A 17,707-nucleotide genomic window follows, 5' to 3' on the forward strand; every position below is an offset into this window, starting at 1 on the left:
CCTGCTAAACCCAAATGTAGGGGCTTCGCTAGTACGCTGCCGGGCATGCTGGCACAGCAGCCGGGCTCAAATTCTTGATTTTCGTGGCGCAACCGTTCCGAGCAAGCTCTTAGGCTAAAATTGTACCTTTGGGCAAAAATCCACCATGAAACCAACGCTTTTAATCTTGGCGGCCGGTATGGGCAGCCGTTACGGTGGGCTCAAGCAGCTTGATGGGCTGGGCCCGAACGGAGAGGTCATCATCGAATATTCCATTTATGATGCCATACGTGCCGGTTTCGGAAAGGTCGTTTTTGTCATCCGCAAAGACATTGAAGGGGCTTTCCGGGAGCGCTTCGGCAATCAGTTTGCTGGACAGATAGCAATCGACTATGCTTTTCAAGCCATTAATACGCCGGTAACGGGCATTGCTGAGCTGCCAGAAAGGGAAAAGCCCTGGGGCACTGCCCACGCCGTACTCGTGGCCCACGACAAAATACAGGAGCCTTTTGCGGTCATCAATGCCGATGACTACTACGGTATTTCCAGTTTCAAGTCTATGGCTGAATTCTTAAAGAACGACTGTACGCCAAGCCATTACAGCATGATTGGTTATCAACTGGATAAAACGCTTTCTGATGCTGGGCACGTCAACCGGGGCGTCTGTGAGGTGAGTAGTGAAGGGCACCTCACCGATGTGGTAGAACGGCACAAAATCACCCGCTCCCCCGAGGGGATCACTTACGAGGAGGATGGCAGCCGCCACCACTTGCAGCCTGATGCACTGGTCTCTATGAACTTTTGGGGCTTCCATCCCAATATATTTGAGGAAACCCGCAAGCGGTTCGTACAGTTTGTAGCAGATCATGCTGACAGCCCGAAGGCAGAGTTTTATATCCCCCTAGTGGTCAATGACCTCATCAACCGTGGGGATATCGAGCTTTCGGTCATCCCCAATGCCGAGCGGTGGTACGGGGTTACTTATCAGGAGGACAAGCCGATGGTGCAGGCTGCTTTCCAAAGCCTTACCGAGGCCGGGCATTACCCAGAGCAGCTATTTGGCCCTGCGCAATAAGAGGGGCTTACACTACGCTGGCCCAACGCATCAAGCCTACTAAAAACCGGGGTGCTCCCTAAAAGGGGGCAGCCCCGGCAAAAAGCGTTACGATTATCCTCGTATACCTTGTTAGTGTGCCTGCGCGCCAAAAAGTACCCTTGTATCGCAGAAAAATATTTTCACGGCTGTGCATAATTTTAACCATGTAACTTGAGTCTTTAAAGGGTAACCCTTCGAGATGCTATATCATTATCCAAACAAGCGCTCGTATAACACAAGACACTATGCACAACTATTGCCACCTGCTGCTACTTTTTTTAGCCCTGAGCTTTTCCCCAAAAGCTGCTGCACAGCGCAGCCCCTGCAGTGAACCCCCGGAGGATTGCCTGAAGAAAGGCATCGCAGAACTGGAGAACCGCCGCATTGCGCAAGCGGTTGCGATCGGGGAGGCCATCATGGAGGAAACAGGGCCTGGACATCCCGCTTATCCAGATTTATACGCGCGGGCCCTCGTTTTGGTGGGGACTGCCCATCTTTATAGCCGGTCGGTCAGTGCCGCCCCATTGTTGGAAGAGGCTAAAGCCCTGCAGCCGGAATGCGGCTGGTACGCTAAGGGGCTGATTTCTTCTATGCTGGGCATTGAGGCCATTTACAGAGGCGCTTGGGCCGAGGCTTTGCCCCTTTTGAAAGATGCAGTGGGGCATTACCGTCCGGGGGCAGGCGCAGAACTGCGCTGGGCGCAGATCTACACCAACCTTGGGCAGGTACATATGCAGCAGGGAGCGTACGATGCTGCCCTTTCCGCTTTCGCGGAGGCAGAACAGCTTTTCGGCAGCTACCAAGGGGCTGCCCGTGCCAATTTGCACAACAACCGGGGCTTGGTGTTTACCTATACTGGCCGGTACCGGCAGGCGGTCGAAGAGCAGGAGCAGACCCTAGAGATACGTGCGCGCACTTTGGGGGATTCGGCTTTTGAAGTTTTTGCGGCTTACGTCAACCTCGGGCTGGCCCACCTGTACCAGTATCAGCTCTCTGAAGCAGAGGCGTACTTAGCCAAAGCAGAACAGCTGACCAGCCTCCCGGGCATTGCTGATTATAAGGGCTATGTATACACCAATCTGGGCGTGATCGCTGAGCGCAGGAAGGCTTATGAGGAGGCTGTTGCCTTTTTTGAAAAAGCTTACGCGGCTGAGCAACTGCTGTATCCTCCCGGCGACCCCGAACTAGCGGTCACCCTCTTCAATATAGGTGCAGCCTTTTACAGCATGGGGGATTATGAGAATGCCCGCGCCTATCTCGGCCAAGCCTTGTCAGGCGCACAGCCCAGCCACCCGCAGTACAATCTTTTCCTGATGCACCTGGGCATGGTAGAGCTCAAAGAAGGCCGAAAGGGCGAAGCTAAAGCGGTGCTTCAACGTGCCCTGAAGCAGCAATTGGAGCAGGCCAGCCCTTTCCATCCTACGGTGGCAGACCTTTACGGGCATTTATCAGAGACCGTCAGCAGCACTTCCCAAAAGCTGGAGTACCTGGAGCAGGCCAAAAAATGCCTGCAGTACCAAGGCCCAGAATCATTGGGCCAGGCGCTAGATATGCCCAGGCTTTGTGAAGTGTTGGACCGCTATGCCCGTGTATTGGCCAATGCCGGTGGGCCCCGGTGGCAGGCTGCCATCGAAGAAGCCCTGCTGGCTTATGAGCAAATGGCGCTCTCCGCATCTTACCAGCAAGATCAGTTGGCACTCCGGGAGCGCGCGCAGCGCTTCTACAGCTACGCAGTGGGCGCTGCAGTGCGGTCGGGCAATACGCCTCTGGCTTTTGAAAGAGCCGAGCGCAGCAAAGCTATGGTCCTTTATCAGGCATTGCGCGAAGCGAACACCCTGAGTTATGCGGGCATACCGGATAGCCTTGTCAGGAAGGAAGAGGAGCTGGCTCAGGAACTGGCTTTTCTGGAAAGCCAAATCCGTAATCAGGCGGAGAGCGGGATCCCTCCTACGGCTGCTGCTGTACAACAATTGAAAGCAGCCCACTTGCAGGCGGCTATGGCGTACAAGCAGTTGAAAGACGGCTTGTCCAGCCGTTACCCTGATTTTTTCAAAGCCCGCTTTGAGCTGTCTGTGCCCAGCTTAGATGAGGTGCAATCTAGGTTGGAGCCCGGGGAGTCCCTTGTGGAATATGTAGTTGGAGATTCCGCTATTTATCTGTTCTTGGTACAGCCGGGCAGCGTTTCAGCAGAAGTGCTGGAGCGGGATGGGCTAGAAGAGCAGGTACTGGAAATGGTAGAAGCAGGCATCTACGGCTATTATACGTTGCCAGAATCCGCCCGCAACATGAGCCGGGAGGTAGCTGCCCTTGAGGCGTATACCCGTTCGGCCCAAGCCCTTTACGAGCGGCTTTGGGCTCCGATAGCTGAGCAGGTAGGTAAAAAGGTAACGATTGTGCCGGGCGGGGCTCTGCATAATGTGCCATTTGGCGCTTTGTTGCAACAGCCGCCACCTAGGGTAGGCCTCATGCGGGCTTACGATTATCTCGTTCAGCAGCACTGCATCAGTTATGCCTACTCTGCGACTTTGCTGCATACCATGAGCGAAAAAGATATGGAAGCGCTGCCGCTAGAGGTGCTGGCGGTTGCCCCCTTCAGTGACCCGGCTACAGCAGTGGGGCCATGGGGATATCTGGCGCAAAGCAGGCTGGAGCTGGATGCCATACGTGAAAACTGGCCGGTGAAGGCTATAGAAGGGGGCCGAGCGACGGTGCGGGCCATCCTAGATCAGGCTCCGGGCTTCCCTATATTGCACTTTTCCACTCATGGGCTGGCCGATAACGAGTCTGGGGATTTTTCTTGCCTGCTCTTTGCAGGGGAGCCCGCCCGCTTGTACGCCCGGGACATTTACCCGCTTCCGCTGAAAGCCAGGCTGGTTTTCCTGTCGGCATGCGAGACCGGGCGAGGCCGGCTGATACTGGGCGAAGGCATGATCAGCTTGGCCCGGGCTTTCGCATACGCTGGGGCACAGAGCATCATCACTACCTTATGGCAGGTGGACGAGGGGGCAAGTGCGGAAATTACAGCAGGTTTTTATGAGCGTTTATGGGCTGGGGCCGGTAAAGACGAGGCGCTGCACGCTGCCACGTTAAGCTATTTGGAGGAAGCCCGCGGGCAAGGTATGGCGGCTCACCCTTTCTTTTGGGCTGGCTTCCTTCCTATGGGGGATATGTCGCCTATACGATAGTGGCTTGTCTTAAGCGTAAGTGCGTTTTAGTGCCGGGGCAGGGGCTCTTGGCTTTAGAGGTGCCCCTGTCACTGATAGTGGGGCCGTTGGTTAGAAAAAGTGGGGCGAGGGGGCTTGCCTATGGCGTAAGTACGGAATAGGATGCAGCACAAACCCATACAAAAGCTTGTTGGGGGCCCGTTCTTATCCAATTTAATGCCATGCAAGGCCAACTTGCGCTCTTGTCTGTCAAGGTCTTGCACAGCGGGCAGGCAAATTTTGGCGGCGTCTGCTCCAAACACGCTCGGGCGTAGGCCAAAGTGCCGCAGGGTTTTATGGTTTTGGGGCTCTAGTGCCTCAAGTCATAAATCCTTGCCACCCCAAGTTTCGTTATTTTCCGCCTACTCTTCGTTAAAGAACCGCTCCTTTAGCTCGGGCTAAAGTCGCGGACCTTCGCCTTGATTAGCCGGAAAATAATTTCAACTTAAGTATCAGAGATTTATGACTTAAGGCACTAGCCTGGCATTGGCCTAGCGCTGCGAAGGGGTGGCCGAAGGCCAGACCCGACGCCTGCAGGGCGAGGGGCCGAGCGGACAGCGAGCCCCGGAGCATAGCGGCACCTGCCATCGGGCAGGGGCAGGCCCCCATCCTTGCGGCAGGGGCAGGCTCCAAAAAAACGGCAATCTGGTTTGCGCCCGCACACGCTTAGCTAGAAAGGGCATTTTTCCAATTAAGCAGCCCCACCTGTTGGCTTTAACAAGCGGGGCTGCCAGAGCAAAGCAGTAGCAAAACAGCCCTGCCCGCCTACTTGAGGAAATTGAGGCTTTTGTTGATAAAGGCAGTAAGCTCAGCCCCTTTCAGCATCTGCTGATTGAGCATTGCCAGTTTGTACAGATAGTCTGCCACTTCCTTTTGTTTGTCTGCATCGGGCTCCTCTACCAGTTTGTTGGCCACTAGTGGGTGGTTGGTGTTCACGACTACATTCACGCTATCGGGGAAGTCTCCGAAGCTCATTCCCTGTAAGCCCTGCATCTCCTTCATACGGCGCATAAACTCCGGGCGGGTGATGGTCACCGGCTGGTCTTCGGGAGAAAGCGGCTTGAGCATAACCGTGCTGCCAGTTGAGGTCACTATGGCCTCAAAGAGCCCTTTCACCGATTCCTGCTGCTCTTCACTGAGGACAGACTCTGCCTGCTCGTCTTTTTGCACGAGATTGTCCACGGTGTCAGAGTCTACCCGTACAAAAGTGATGCCTCCCAGCTTGTGCTCCATGTGCTGCATGAAGTGGTTGTCGATGACATGGTCTAGCACCAAGATGTCGTACCCTTTCGCTTTGGCGGCTGCGATAAAGCTATCGTGCTGCTCCGGAGCATGCGTATACAGCATCACCACTTTGTCGTACTTGTCGGTTTGCTGTGCCTTTACTTCTTCTTTGTACTGCTCAATAGGGAAGTATTTGCCGTCTATGTTCTTAACAAGGGCAAACTTGACAGACCGGTCGTAGAATTTATCGTCCGAGATCATACCGTACTTGACAAAAACGCCCAAGTCGTCCCATTTGCTGATGAAGCCTTCCTCGTCCTTTTTGTAGAGCTCGGCCAGCTTGTCGGCTACTTTTTTGGTGATATAGCCTGTGATTTTCTTGACGTTGCCATCGCTTTGCAGATAGCTTCGGGAAACGTTCAGCGGGATGTCGGGCGAGTCGATGACCCCGTGGAGGAGGGTCAGGAATTCTGGCACAATCTCTTTTACATCATCGGTTACATAAACCTGATTGCTGTAGAGCTGTATCTTGTTTTTCTGGACTTCAAAAGAGTTGCCCAGCTTTGGGAAGTACAAAATGCCCGTGAGGTTGAAGGGGTAGTCAATGTTGAGGTGGATCCAAAACAGCGGGGGCGTGCTGAAAGGGTAGAGCTCATTGTAGAACGCTTTGTAATCCTCATCGGTGAGGTCTGCGGGGGCTTTGCGCCAAGCCGGGTCCGGGTTGTTGATGATATTGTCTACCTCGATTTCCTTCTCGGTAGCCTCATCGCCCTCTCCTTCTGTGATGGTCTCTGTACGGGTGCCGAATTGGATGGGCACGGGCAGGAATTTGCAATATTTATCGAGCAGCTGTTCAATACGGCTGTTTCCCAAGAACTCTTTGCTCTCCTCGTTGATGTGGAGGATGACATCGGTGCCTCTGAAGTCTTTGTCGTTATCTTCCAGCGTATATTCTGGGTTGCCTTCGCAGGCCCAAGTCACGCCTTTGGCGCCATCTTGGTAGGAAAGGGTGCGTACTTCTACCTTGGAAGCTACCATAAAGGCTGAGTAAAATCCAAGCCCGAAGTGCCCAATGATAGAGGCATCGTCTTTGTATTTCTCAACAAACTCCGTTGCGCTGGAAAAAGCGACCTGGTTCAGGTACTTTTCCACTTCATCAGCTGTCATGCCAATGCCCCTGTCGCGGATGGTCAGTGTTTTGGCCTCTTCATCAAGGAGGATTTCAATGGCCGTCTCCCCAATATCGCCTTTGATTAGCCCTTTGCCGGAAAGGGTCTTCAGCTTAGTGGTAGCATCGACGGCATTGGAGACCAGCTCGCGCAGGAATATTTCGTGGTCAGAGTAAAGAAACTTCTTAATGATCGGGAAAATATTCTCCGTCTGTACGGAAATGCTGCCCTTATGCATAGTCTTTATTTTTTGGTTGTGAAGCATTTACAGCCTGAAGCCTGCAAAGTGTGTGCCAGCTGAAAAAAAACTGACAATTTGACGTAACCTCGCCAGCAAAGCTGCCGTATAAGGAAGGACAAGAGGCTAAAAACAACTATAAAGGGCAACGGTATGCTGCCTTTTAAATAACAAACGCTGGGTAAATGAACCCGGCAGAAGCATAGTGTGTAGCGCGTTGTAACCCTACTTGGAGGAGATTTTCAAGAATCTGCAGGCATAATCCTTGACCTTTTTTCAGGAATGTCCTAGATTGCAGCAGATTTGCAACTTTCAAGTTGAATCTGAATTTCCAAAAGAGCTTACCAAAAGGCAAAGACACCTGATAATGGGTGTTCTCTATCTACACACCAACTTCAAATGACATTCTTTGACGCAGCCGCGCCTGTATGGGCGTAGCTGTGGCTCAACAACAAAACTTTCTGCTAATGTTGCAGCGGGTTTTGGATAAAAGCCGATGCTGGGGCCCTGCCCCGGTAAAGGTCTATTGTTGTGAGCAGCGCGGTCAGTACTGGGGGGTAGTTGGCCCGTTGCTCGCGCAATAGGACCTTTCAAGTTATTATGATGCGCATCTTGTGCGCACTCAAGAAGTGAGGCTGGCTCTTTCTGGGGGGTTAGGGCCAGTCCTCATCATAAAGATTGGATGGGGGGGATCCTCTGTCCTTTCTTTTTTTTGCCCTGCCTTGCCCTTTTGGGGCTATCGCCCTACTTTCCGTCTAACGCTTTCCGCTCTGGTTTGAGGTACTAGGCACTGCCGCCGCCCGTGCACCGTTGTAAAGATTGATCTCTGGGGGGGATTTGCTTGGGCAACAGCCAAATAGTGCTTGTTCAGGCTTGGGCCAGCCCTGCATTCAGGGCATCTCCTGCAGCAAAATACCTGATTGCTTTCTGATCTGATGTGTGCAGATCAGTCAAAAGCCCTGGGCGCAAACCAGATTGTCGTTTTTTTTGGGGCCTGCCCCTGCCGTGAGGGCAGGTGCCGCTATGCTACGGGGCTCGCTCTTCGCTCGGCCTTATCAGGCCTGCCGCCCCTTCGCAGCGCTAGGCCAATGCCAGGCTAGAGCCCCAAAAGTATAAACGCCTGCGACATTTTGGTTCACGCTCAAAAGCCCCTGCCGGTTCAATGGCAGGGGCTTTTGAAAAGAGAAGCTAAAGGTGCGCTTGTGTTGCTGAACCTCAGCTACAGGCTATTTTCCCCACTCGGCGGGCGTGCCGGCCGCCTTCAAAGGATGCACCGAGAAAAGCGAGGGCAATTGCAGCAGCCTCCTCCTCAGAGATAAACCGTGCGGGTATAGCAAGCACATTGGCGTTGTTGTGTTGCCTTGCCAGCTCTGCGAGCGCTGTATTCCAGCAGAGCGCCGCCCGTATGCCCTGATGCTTATTGGCCGTGATGGCAACACCGTTGCCGCTGCCGCAGATGACGATACCGAGCTGAGCTTCCCCGCTTTCTACCATATTGGCGACGGGGTGTACGAAGTCGGGATAATCGACGGACTCCGGGGAGTCTGTGCCAAAATCTTTGACCGCCCAGCCTTTTTCGCTCAGCACCTCTTTCAGTCGGGCCTTGTAGGGGTACCCTGCGTGGTCGCAGCCAATCGCAGCCGTTTTGTTATTGTCCATTTGGCATGATGTTTTCGGGGCCTTGAATCTGGAATGGCGCAAAACGAGCTTCCAGCTCTTTGGCGAACGCCTCGTCGTTGGCCCTGGCAGCGCGCAGGATGTCTTCCATAGTGCGCATGGCCAGCATGTACTGCGTCTCGAAGCTGCTTTCCAGGACGTCCATGTCCACAGAATTGTAGAAATTCAGCTCGTCTTCCGTACGGTTGGCCAAGGTTTCGAGGTGTGGCTTAGCCCGCTCAAAGTCTCCTGCCTGTAGGTATACGCCAATCATATAGTAGGCCCGGTAATCGTAAGGGAAGTTCATATCAGGGAAGGCTTCGAAGTACTTGTCGATAAGCTCCATCGCCTTTTCCTTCTCACCGTCCTGTACCAGTTGTAGGGCAGCCCGGCGGATGCTCAGCTGATGGCTCTGCACGCTCGGTGCATAGCTGCGGTCTACGAAGAGATCATACCTATCGAAGTTGCCCCACTGAAATTTGTTCATGACATTTTCATAGACCTTATCGCCATCAACGCCCCCGCTGCCGATGATGCCATACTGCGGCTCGCTCTTGGACTTCACAGGCGTGATGCGCAGCGCCAGGCCTTCCAACTGCATATAATCGTCTAGGCCAAAGAGCTTCTCCTGCCGGCAAGTCACCGCGAAATAGATAGGGCGCTCCCACAAGTTGGAGGCGATGATATCGAGGATGGCCAGTTCATCTTTGATCAAGTACTCTTTCGACTGCAGCTTGAGCGGGATAGCCTGCACGATCTTGGCACTGTCCTCGATACCCACTACGCCACTGTCTAATACTTGCTGCTGATCAACGGGGATGTACACCTGCTTGGTGTCATAATAGCTTTCCACTTCCCGGGCACCAGAAGCAAAAGGCAAGGTGATAGGGCGGTCTTGCCCGATGCCCTGAATAAACTGCTGCAGGGTAGCCGGGCGGTCCTGCCCGGTACGGTTGAAGTAGAAAACCTGATTGCGCTTGCTGCCGCGGATCGCCTCGCTAGGCACGCTCATCTTGATGGCTGGAGAGTCGTTGACCTTCCGGCGCAGCAAGTCGATGTACCAGTCTACGGCAATTAGGCTGAGGTTGACCACCCGTACGTCTTTCCGGATGCCTTCTACTTCCTGTGCGTACCAAAGCGGGTAGGTATCGTTGTCGCCGTAAGTAAAGATGATGGCGTTCTCTTCCACGCTCTGCAGGAAGTTGTTTGCATAGTCACGGGCACCGGTATGATGGCGCCGGCTGTGGTCATCAAAATTTTGGAAGCCCATAAGAGCCGGAGCAGTAAGCACAACTGCAGCAGCAATTGCAGCGGCAACTGGCCCGCCCATTTTGGCGCGCTCGCGCAGCAGCTCGAACAGGGCCAGCACGCCGAGCCCGATCCAGATGGCAAAGGTGAAGAACGAACCAACCAAGACATAATCCCTTTCCCTAGGCTCGTTGGGGGGCTGATTGGAGTAAATGATGATGCCAATACCTGTGATGATGAACAAGGCCATCAGCCCTATGGCTTCCTCAGGCCGTTTGCGGAAGTGGAAGAATAGCCCCAAGATGCCAAACAGCAGCGGCAACATATAATAAGTGTTGCGCCCCTTGTCGTTAGCCATGGCCTCCGTCAGGTTGTCCTGATCATAAAGCCGGGCTTCGTCAATGGCTTTAATGCCTGAAATCCAGTGCCCAGAAGACTTGTCCCAAGGATAAAAGCCCTGTTCTGCATTTTGGCGCCCGGCAAAATTCCACATGAAGTATCGCCAGTACATCCACCCCAGCTGATAATTGACCAGGAAGCTGATGTTGTCGCCTTGGTTGGGGCGCCCGGCAGGCAGCGGTTTGTTAGGGTCTAGCCCTACCCACTGCTTGTACAGCCCAGGCCGGCCCTGACTGTAGTCGCCCATACGGGGGAAGAGCATCTTGTCCGCATCGCGGTAGATGTAAGAAATTTTTTGGTCTACGATATCGTACTTGTCGCCCAGCCGCCCATAGCGGTCTTCGGTCTCGGTCTTCATTGGGCGGGCATCGAAGTGTGGGCCATTGAGCAGTGCCCGCTCACCGTACTGCTCGCGGTTGAGGTAAGGCAGCAGCCGCATGGCATCCGTTGGCGCGTTCATATTGACCGGCGGGCCTGCATTGGCCCGGATGACCACGAGGCCGATAGAAGAAAAGCTGATGATGACCAAGGCTGCACCTACTGCAAACAGCTGTGCTTCGCGGCGGAAGCGGGCCAAGATGGTATTCATATAAAACCCAAGCCCGGCGATCACCGCTGCCCGGCCCAGCATGCGCACCAGCCGGCCACCGCCAACGGTGCTTTCAGCGTAAAGCCCTACCAGCAGGAATACCCCTGCCAATACGTACATCGGCACCGGGGAGGTGATTTTGCCATGCACATACATGAGCAATAGCACAATCACAGCGCTGACCAGCAGTACCGTCGGGATAATGCCGCTATGGAACGGCAGCCCCAGCCCATTGACCATCATCAGCTCAAAGGTGGACCATAAGCCCGGAATGCCAACGATGACAAAATTTTGTACCGCAACGATTATCGCTACCCCTACGGCAGCTGCAATGGCAATGCCTTTCCAAGTGACTTTATCGTACTTCTTGTAGTAGTAAAAAAGCGCCAGCGCTGGGAAAGTCAGCAAACTGAGCAAGTGGACGCCCATGGAAAGCCCCGCCGCATAAACGGTGAACAGCAGCCAACGGTCTGCGGACTGACTGTCGGGGAGGCTGTACCACTTCATCATAGACCACAGCGTGAGCGTGGTGAAAAAGGTGGACATCGCATAGACTTCGCCTTCTACCGCCGAAAACCAGATAGAGGTGGCAAAGGCGGTGGCAAGCCCGGCAGCCACACCTGCGCCTGCAAGGGCGATCTGTTGCCCGCTATCTGGGGTGCCTTCCCGCCCCACGAGGGCCATTTTGCCTAAGATGATGGTAGACCAGGCTACGAAGGCCGCTGCCAGCGCGGTGCACAGCCCGGACATTAGGTTGACGGCAAAGGCAATATCTTCAGGATTGTCCGAGAGCAGCTCTGCAAACCAGGTGAACAGGCGGCCTACGAGTATAAAGAAGGGCGCACCGGGCGGATGGACCACCTGCAGTTTGTATGCGCCGAGTATGAATTCACCGCAGTCCCACAGGCTGCCAGTGCGTTCTGCCGAAAAGAAGTAGACCGTGAACGCGATGGCAAATACCAGCCAGCCTGCCAGGGTGTTTAGTCGGTTAGTCGATCCCATTGAGCATTTTGGTTTTTATTGCAGTGCAAGGCACCGCTTAGAAATGATTTGCAAAAGTAAAAAATTTTACGCCAGTAGCGCAGGGCTCGCAACTCGCGTCCAAAGTCTGTCCGCAAATAACTGATGCTTATTCCCTATACTTGCAGGGGCGTCGATTTTTCTTTAGCTTTTATAAACTTGCATGAGGCGCAGGTTCAGATTCTGGCCCACTTTTTACGCCTGGCTGGAGCCCAGCGCCTATTGGCTGCCAAGCCTAATGCTGTACACAAGCCGAAACTGACAAGCTATGGTAAAAATATTCCTGACTGGGCTCATCGTATACGTATTGTACAAGTATTTCTTCAAAGATGGCCATACGCTGGGCGGCAGCAAACAAGAGCCGGAGAGCAAAATACGGCACAGCCAAAGCGCCAGGCCGCAACGCGGGAATGACGACTATGCTGAAGATATTGACTACGAGGAGATGGATTAAGCATTTGTTAGAGCGTGTTGGGGTTGTGGTCTTCTAGTCGAAAACTAGCAATTTTTTGATTGGCCGAGACCCGAAAACCGGAGTTTAGCCAAGTCCCGCTTTTGATGCACAAAAGCGGGAAGGATTTTCGGGGCGAAGTATAAGCGAAAAAGTGTCCCGCTGTCTAGCGGGACAGACCGATTACCAAAATCCCAACACGCTCTTACTTGCGCTCTTTAGAACATTTTAGTCTGGCCATTGCCTTCTGTATCAAAGTCGATGCTATCGCCCGGCTTTAGCTTCTCGGCTGAGCCCGCAGCCGGCTCGGCAGCTATCGGCTTCACGGTGAGCAGCTTTTGGTCAGCCACCTTGTTGCCCATGGCACGCCAGCCTTTCACATCAATAAAGTCGGGCAGGCTGAGCTTTTGGTCAACCTTTTGGCTGCCCTCCTTGATCTGGTAGGAGATGCCCGCTTGCGGATGGGTGCTGGCAAATAGGAGCTTGCTCTTTTTGTGCTCAGTGATAAAAGGGAACCGCTGATTGGTGCTGCTTGTTTCTACCTGAAACCTTTTCGCGACAGACCAGCCCCGTTCGCCTTCAAAGTAAACGGCGCTGATAACCGCTTCTGGGTTGAACTTGCCGATTTCAACGATCTCAGAAGGGTCGAACTTCTTGTTCAGGTCAAGCTCAGCTACTTCATAGCTGCCTTCTTTGTAAATAGCAAAGAGGTGGTCGCCGGTATCAAATTCGCCAAGCAGGCTGCCCCTTTCATCGGTGTTCAACCGCCCGCTGACGGGGTCCATCCACACTTTTATGGCACCTAGGGTCGATTTGCCGACTTCCTTCAGGCTGACCTTTCGGACCAGGTGCTTGGTCACGGTATTCCCCTTTGAGCTCCTCCCTTTGATGTCGAGCTCCCCAAAATCATAGTCGAATACTTTAATCCGTGCCCGGCTGCCCTGTGTAAGCTGTACGGTCACCACCTCTGCTTCCCCGTTGGAGTTGGCGGAGAAATAAAGGAGCTTCGAGCCGTTCTCCCCAGTGGTCAGGTCGTATTCCCGGTCACGGGTAATAGAGGTGACGTTGAAACGTTTGGCAAAGCTGCGCCCGGTCTGTCCATCCAGGTACATCATATTGTAAGTCGTACGGTCGTCCCCTTTTTTCCAGACGTCTACGTGGATGATGTCCTTGCCCACGAAGACTTTGTCTGCAATGCGGGACACCTGGAACTTGCCATCTTTGCGGAAGACGATGATGTCGTCGATGTCGGAGCAGTCACAGACAAACTCGTCCTTCTTCAGCCCGGTACCGATAAAACCCTCTTTGCGGTTGACGTACAGCTTGGCATTATTGGCGACTACTTCGGCAGCCTGTATGGCATCGAAGGTCATGATTTTGGTTTTCCGCTCTTTTCCTTTGCCATACTTTTGCAGCAGGTTGTCATAGTAGGCGATGGCATAGTCGACGAGGTGGTCCAGGTGGTGCTGTACTTCTTTTAGCTCTTCCTGCAGCTTATTGATCTGCTCCTCAGCCTTGAAGGTATTGTACTTAGAAATCCGCTTGATCCGGATTTCAGTAAGGCGGGTGAGGTCTTCTTCGGAGATATCCCTGAGGAGCTCGAGGCGGGAGTCGTTCTTTCCGGGCGTTTCGCCGGGGACGCGCACGTACTTGCGCAAGCCGGTGTCTACTGCTTCCAAGACAGCCTCCCAAGTTTCACATTGTTCGATATCGCGGTAGATGCGGTTTTCGATGAATATTTTCTCCAGGCTGGCAAAGTGGAGCTTTTCCAGCAGTTCTGCTTTACGGATTTCGAGCTCCAGCTGCAGCAGATTTTTGGTTTGTTGGGTGCAGATGTCCAGGATTTCCTCTACTGTGAGGAAATGCGGCTTATCATCAATGATGACGCAGGCATTGGGCGAGATGGAGACTTCGCAGTTGGTAAATGCGTAGAGGGCGTCTATGGTCAGGTCAGGGGAGACGCCTGCGCCCAGCTCTACGAGCACTTCCACGTGTTCGGCGGTATTGTCAACGACCTTTTTGATTTTGATTTTCCCCTTTTCGTTTGCCTTGAGGATGCTGTCGATGAGAGACTGCGTAGTGGTGGCGTAGGGCAGCTCCCGTATGGCCAGCGTACTTTTGTCTACGGTTTCGATTTTGGCCCGCACCTTGATGCGGCCGCCCCTTTTGCCACCGTTGTAATCGGAGACATCGACCATGCCGCCCGTTTGGAAGTCCGGGTAAATCTTGACGCTTTTCCCCTGCAAGATTTTGATGGACGCTTTGATCAGTTCGATGAAGTTGTGGGGCATGATTTTGGTAGACAAGCCCACTGCGATGCCGTCTGCCCCCTGTGCCAGCAGGAGGGGGAATTTCATAGGCAGGGCGATAGGCTCCCGTTTGCGGCCATCGTAGCTGAGCTGCCATTCGGTAGTCTGCGGGTTGAAAGCTACCTCTTGTGCGAATTTGGTCAGGCGGGCTTCGATGTAACGAGGGGCGGCCGCGCTGTCTCCTGTGCGCACATCGCCCCAGTTGCCCTGAGGATCGATGAGCAGGTCTTTTTGCCCCAAGTTGACGAGGGCATCCCCGATGGCAGCATCGCCGTGGGGGTGGTACTGCATCGTCTGTCCGATGATATTAGCTACTTTATGGTAGCGGCCGTCGTGCATTTCTCGCATAGCGTGCAGGATGCGGCGCTGTACAGGCTTGAGCCCGTCCATTACGCCCGGAACTGCCCGTTCCAGGATGACGTAGGAGGCATAATCGAGGAAATAATCCTCGTACATACCGGTAAGGGAGATGATCTTGCCGTCCTCGTTAGACTGTGGTGCCGTTGTACTCATACTTCTTGGGGTGCAAATCGTATTTGCTGGCGCTGGGCGCCCTGAGCGGGCCGCTGCCTGTGCCAGAAGGCTGTTGCGAAAAAAGGTTAGCGCGTGTTTGCCGGGGAATGCCCGGGGCAAACCGCGGTCAAAACTACAAATTTACAGCAAGTTTTGAAACAAATACTTTAAAACATAGCGTTTGGTGGAGGTTTTGGCGATTCTGGCCTGGCCCGGGGCAGCATTTCAGGCAGCGTTAGCGTTATAAAAGCTACAAGCAGTGAGGGCAGCATTTATTTACGCCTGTATTCCGTGCCCCCACACCACATCTGTTTCTGCCAGAATCACTGCATATCGGGGCGCCCGGTTGTAATTATAAAGGAATTGGGCTAATTTGGGCTAACTGAACGCATATGGAAATTGCTTTGCCCTTAGACCAAAATGAGAGAGGCTTGATTCAGGCCTGTGCCCGCCGGGAACGCTGGGCTCAGAAAGCGCTGTACGAAGAGTTCTACAGCCGCATGCTGGGCGTGTGCCTGCGTTATGCTACCGATGAGGAAGAAGCGCTCGATATCCTGCACGAAGGGTTCATCAAGGTTTTCCGGCACATTGCCAAGTATCAGCCGGGCACTTCCCTTTCTGCATGGATCCGGCGCATCATGGTCAATACGGCCATCGACTATTACCGGAAGAGTATCCGCCGCAGGACGGAAGACCTTGAGGAGGCTTATGGCGTCAGCTCTAATGATGCAGATGCCGTCAGCCAATGCACAGAGCAGGAAATACTAGCTGCAATACAGGAACTGACGCCCTCTTACCGGGCGGTGTTCAACCTTTACGTGATAGAAGGCTATTCTCATAAAGAGATAGCTGATTTGCTGGATATTACCGAAAGCACCTCGCGCTCGAACCTGGTCAAGGCCAGAATAAAGCTTAAGGCCATTTTGAGTGAACGACTGTAAAGCCGTTATGGATAAGAACGAAAACACATTTGACGACATCATCAAAGACCGGCTTGGCCGCATCAGGCCGGAACGCCCTACTGATGCCTGGAGCCGCTTCGAGGCGTTTGAAGGCAGCTTGGGCGAAGTGGAAGCCGGTCCGGCAGGCATAAACGATCGGGACTTTGACGAGGCCGTCTTTTCTAAGCTGAACACTTTCGAGGCGGGGCGCCCGGCTGAGCAATGGCAGCGCATGGACGGGCTGCTCAATCAGTGGTTTACCTGGCCACAGTATGTTTTGCGGTATAAGAGCATTGAGCTGTTGCTGTTTTTGCTGCTTTTCACTTCTTTGTGGCCTTATCTCCCTACGGCCTCTCAGCGGCCTGCTCTGGCACAGCTGCCTATCTCTGAAAATGTAGAGGCCACAGCTGCGCATGCTGCCACTGCTTTGGCGAAGGCCCAATTGGAAAGCGCAGCAGTTGACCATACGGATACCGGGGCTCCGGGCGCCGCTGAACGTTTGAGCGGTCCGGCTTTGGTGCCTTCTTCAGCGCTGCCTGTTGCCGATGGCCGGAAAGCGCTGTTTAAAGTGCCGTTGCCAACTGTCCAAACCCTTACGCCCAATCTGAATAGCGGGGCTGCCGCCCATACATTGGATGATGTTGGTATTGCGGAACCAGAAATGGGGCCCGCTCCTCTGCCTCCATTCGGGCCGATAGAAAGCCGGCAGGCAGGGGTGTTGGCGTACAACTGTTTTGGGCTGCCTGAGCAGGAAGAGCAGCAGCCTTCCGGCAAACCCGTATTGGCAGTCGGGATGTTCAGCAGTGCAGAGTACAATACCATCTTAGTGCCTGCTAGCGAGGAGAAGCGCTTAACCGAAAACCTCAACCGGGCGGCTCTTGGCTATGGCGGAGGCCTCTCCCTAGATTTGGATTTTGGGCGGTTCGAAATTGGCAGTGGAGCTATCTATGCTGCTCGCTCTTATCCGGTAGGTGTGGTCTATGTGCAGGGCAGTCTGCTCTCAGGGCTGAGAGGGGACGAGCTGCAGACTACGGAGCTCAACATGATTACCCTGCCCATCAGGGCCCGTTATGATGTTATCGAACGGGGCCACTGGCGCTTTTATGCAATGGGCGGGAGCGCATTGCACGTGGCGTTCCAGTCCAATTACTATACGGCAGATGCTCCGCAGTATAGTTTCCGGCCTATGACCCCTCAATTTACGGACGGCAACTCTGGGCAAGAGGCACAAATTGACCGCATCCGCAGGAACGGGCTGGGCTGGTTTGAAGGGGGCAGCTTTAGTGATAATGCTTACTTGACAGCTAATATCGGCCTTGGTGCAGAGCGCTTGATCGGCGAGCGGTGGAGCCTCTTTGCCCAGCCGTTTTATCAGCACGCCTTCTATTACCTCAATGGGCAGGAGGGCATTGGCCCCAATAGCGATCAGATTAACAGCCTTTCTCTCTTCTTCGGTACGAGGGTGCGCCTAAAATGACCTCAAAGGCACAGGCCTTGAACTGCTTTTCCTGCCTGATTTCCGAAGCGGAAGCTGGGCATGCTTGGAAGTGCCAGCCATTTTGGGCTGAGCACCAACGGGCCTCATTCAAGGGGGGGAAGATGGCACAGGCGTTTATGTTTTCGAGCTTTAGCCGGGCATTGGCCTAGCGCTGCGAAGGGGTGGCCGAAGGCC

General features: G+C 53.9%; 9 protein-coding genes. 5 read left to right on the plus strand and 4 right to left on the minus strand.

Annotated elements, in window-relative coordinates:
- Nucleotides 1-145 precede the first annotated feature (145 nt).
- Both FRY97_RS03750 and FRY97_RS03755 read left to right on the plus strand, forming a co-directional pair.
- Nucleotides 146-1,054: a nucleotidyltransferase family protein gene (locus tag FRY97_RS03750; protein ID WP_147166091.1), complete on the plus strand. Its 909-nt coding sequence runs from the start codon at nucleotides 146-148 to the stop codon at nucleotides 1,052-1,054.
- Between the two features lie 266 nt (nucleotides 1,055-1,320).
- On the plus strand, nucleotides 1,321-4,260 hold the full coding sequence (locus FRY97_RS03755) for a CHAT domain-containing tetratricopeptide repeat protein (protein ID WP_147166092.1): 2,940 nt from the start codon (nucleotides 1,321-1,323) through the stop codon (nucleotides 4,258-4,260).
- Nucleotides 4,261-5,043: 783 nt separating this feature from the next.
- Here FRY97_RS03755 and htpG read toward each other — a convergent pair.
- From htpG to FRY97_RS23105, 3 genes are all read right to left on the minus strand, one after another.
- A complete protein-coding gene (htpG, locus tag FRY97_RS03765; RefSeq protein ID WP_147166094.1) occupies nucleotides 5,044-6,909 on the minus strand; it encodes a molecular chaperone HtpG in 1,866 nt (621 codons plus the stop codon).
- Between the two features lie 1,215 nt (nucleotides 6,910-8,124).
- Complete coding sequence (gene rpiB / locus FRY97_RS03770; RefSeq protein ID WP_147166095.1) at nucleotides 8,125-8,568, minus strand: ribose 5-phosphate isomerase B; 444 nt, start codon at nucleotides 8,566-8,568, stop codon at nucleotides 8,125-8,127.
- Nucleotides 8,558-11,803, minus strand: coding sequence for a glycosyltransferase family 117 protein (locus FRY97_RS23105; protein ID WP_246141537.1), 3,246 nt, complete (start codon nucleotides 11,801-11,803; stop codon nucleotides 8,558-8,560). Before FRY97_RS23105 ends, rpiB begins: the two co-directional genes overlap by 11 nt.
- Nucleotides 11,804-12,089: 286 nt before the next feature.
- Between FRY97_RS23105 and FRY97_RS03780 the strand changes: the two genes are divergently transcribed.
- Nucleotides 12,090-12,275: a hypothetical protein gene (locus FRY97_RS03780; protein ID WP_147166096.1), complete on the plus strand. Its 186-nt coding sequence runs from the start codon at nucleotides 12,090-12,092 to the stop codon at nucleotides 12,273-12,275.
- A 215-nt stretch (nucleotides 12,276-12,490) separates the two neighbouring features.
- Here the strand turns inward: FRY97_RS03780 and FRY97_RS03785 are convergent, their stop codons facing one another.
- On the minus strand, nucleotides 12,491-15,094 hold the full coding sequence (locus FRY97_RS03785; RefSeq protein ID WP_147166097.1) for a DNA gyrase/topoisomerase IV subunit A: 2,604 nt from the start codon (nucleotides 15,092-15,094) through the stop codon (nucleotides 12,491-12,493).
- A gap of 392 nt (nucleotides 15,095-15,486) precedes the next feature.
- Between FRY97_RS03785 and FRY97_RS03790 the strand changes: the two genes are divergently transcribed.
- Nucleotides 15,487-16,035, plus strand: coding sequence for an RNA polymerase sigma factor (locus FRY97_RS03790; protein ID WP_147166098.1), 549 nt, complete (start codon nucleotides 15,487-15,489; stop codon nucleotides 16,033-16,035).
- A gap of 7 nt (nucleotides 16,036-16,042) precedes the next feature.
- Nucleotides 16,043-17,512 carry a hypothetical protein gene (locus FRY97_RS03795; protein ID WP_147166099.1) on the plus strand — a complete coding sequence of 490 codons (1,470 nt, stop codon included), beginning with the start codon at nucleotides 16,043-16,045 and terminating at the stop codon, nucleotides 17,510-17,512.
- Nucleotides 17,513-17,707 lie beyond the last annotated feature (195 nt).

Source organism: Phaeodactylibacter luteus (genome assembly GCF_007993045.1).
In the GTDB taxonomy this organism is placed as follows: Bacteria; Bacteroidota; Bacteroidia; order Chitinophagales; family Saprospiraceae; genus Phaeodactylibacter; species Phaeodactylibacter luteus.

Coding starts and splice junctions, on each gene's coding strand:
- FRY97_RS03750 (WP_147166091.1), top strand. CDS start 146: ATGAAACCAACGCTTTTAATCTTGGCGGCCGGTATGGGCAGCCGTTAC.
- FRY97_RS03755 (WP_147166092.1), top strand. CDS start 1,321: ATGCACAACTATTGCCACCTGCTGCTACTTTTTTTAGCCCTGAGCTTT.
- htpG (WP_147166094.1), bottom strand. CDS start 6,909: ATGCATAAGGGCAGCATTTCCGTACAGACGGAGAATATTTTCCCGATC.
- rpiB (WP_147166095.1), bottom strand. CDS start 8,568: ATGGACAATAACAAAACGGCTGCGATTGGCTGCGACCACGCAGGGTAC.
- FRY97_RS23105 (WP_246141537.1), bottom strand. CDS start 11,803: ATGGGATCGACTAACCGACTAAACACCCTGGCAGGCTGGCTGGTATTT.
- FRY97_RS03780 (WP_147166096.1), top strand. CDS start 12,090: ATGGTAAAAATATTCCTGACTGGGCTCATCGTATACGTATTGTACAAG.
- FRY97_RS03785 (WP_147166097.1), bottom strand. CDS start 15,094: ATGAGTACAACGGCACCACAGTCTAACGAGGACGGCAAGATCATCTCC.
- FRY97_RS03790 (WP_147166098.1), top strand. CDS start 15,487: ATGGAAATTGCTTTGCCCTTAGACCAAAATGAGAGAGGCTTGATTCAG.
- FRY97_RS03795 (WP_147166099.1), top strand. CDS start 16,043: ATGGATAAGAACGAAAACACATTTGACGACATCATCAAAGACCGGCTT.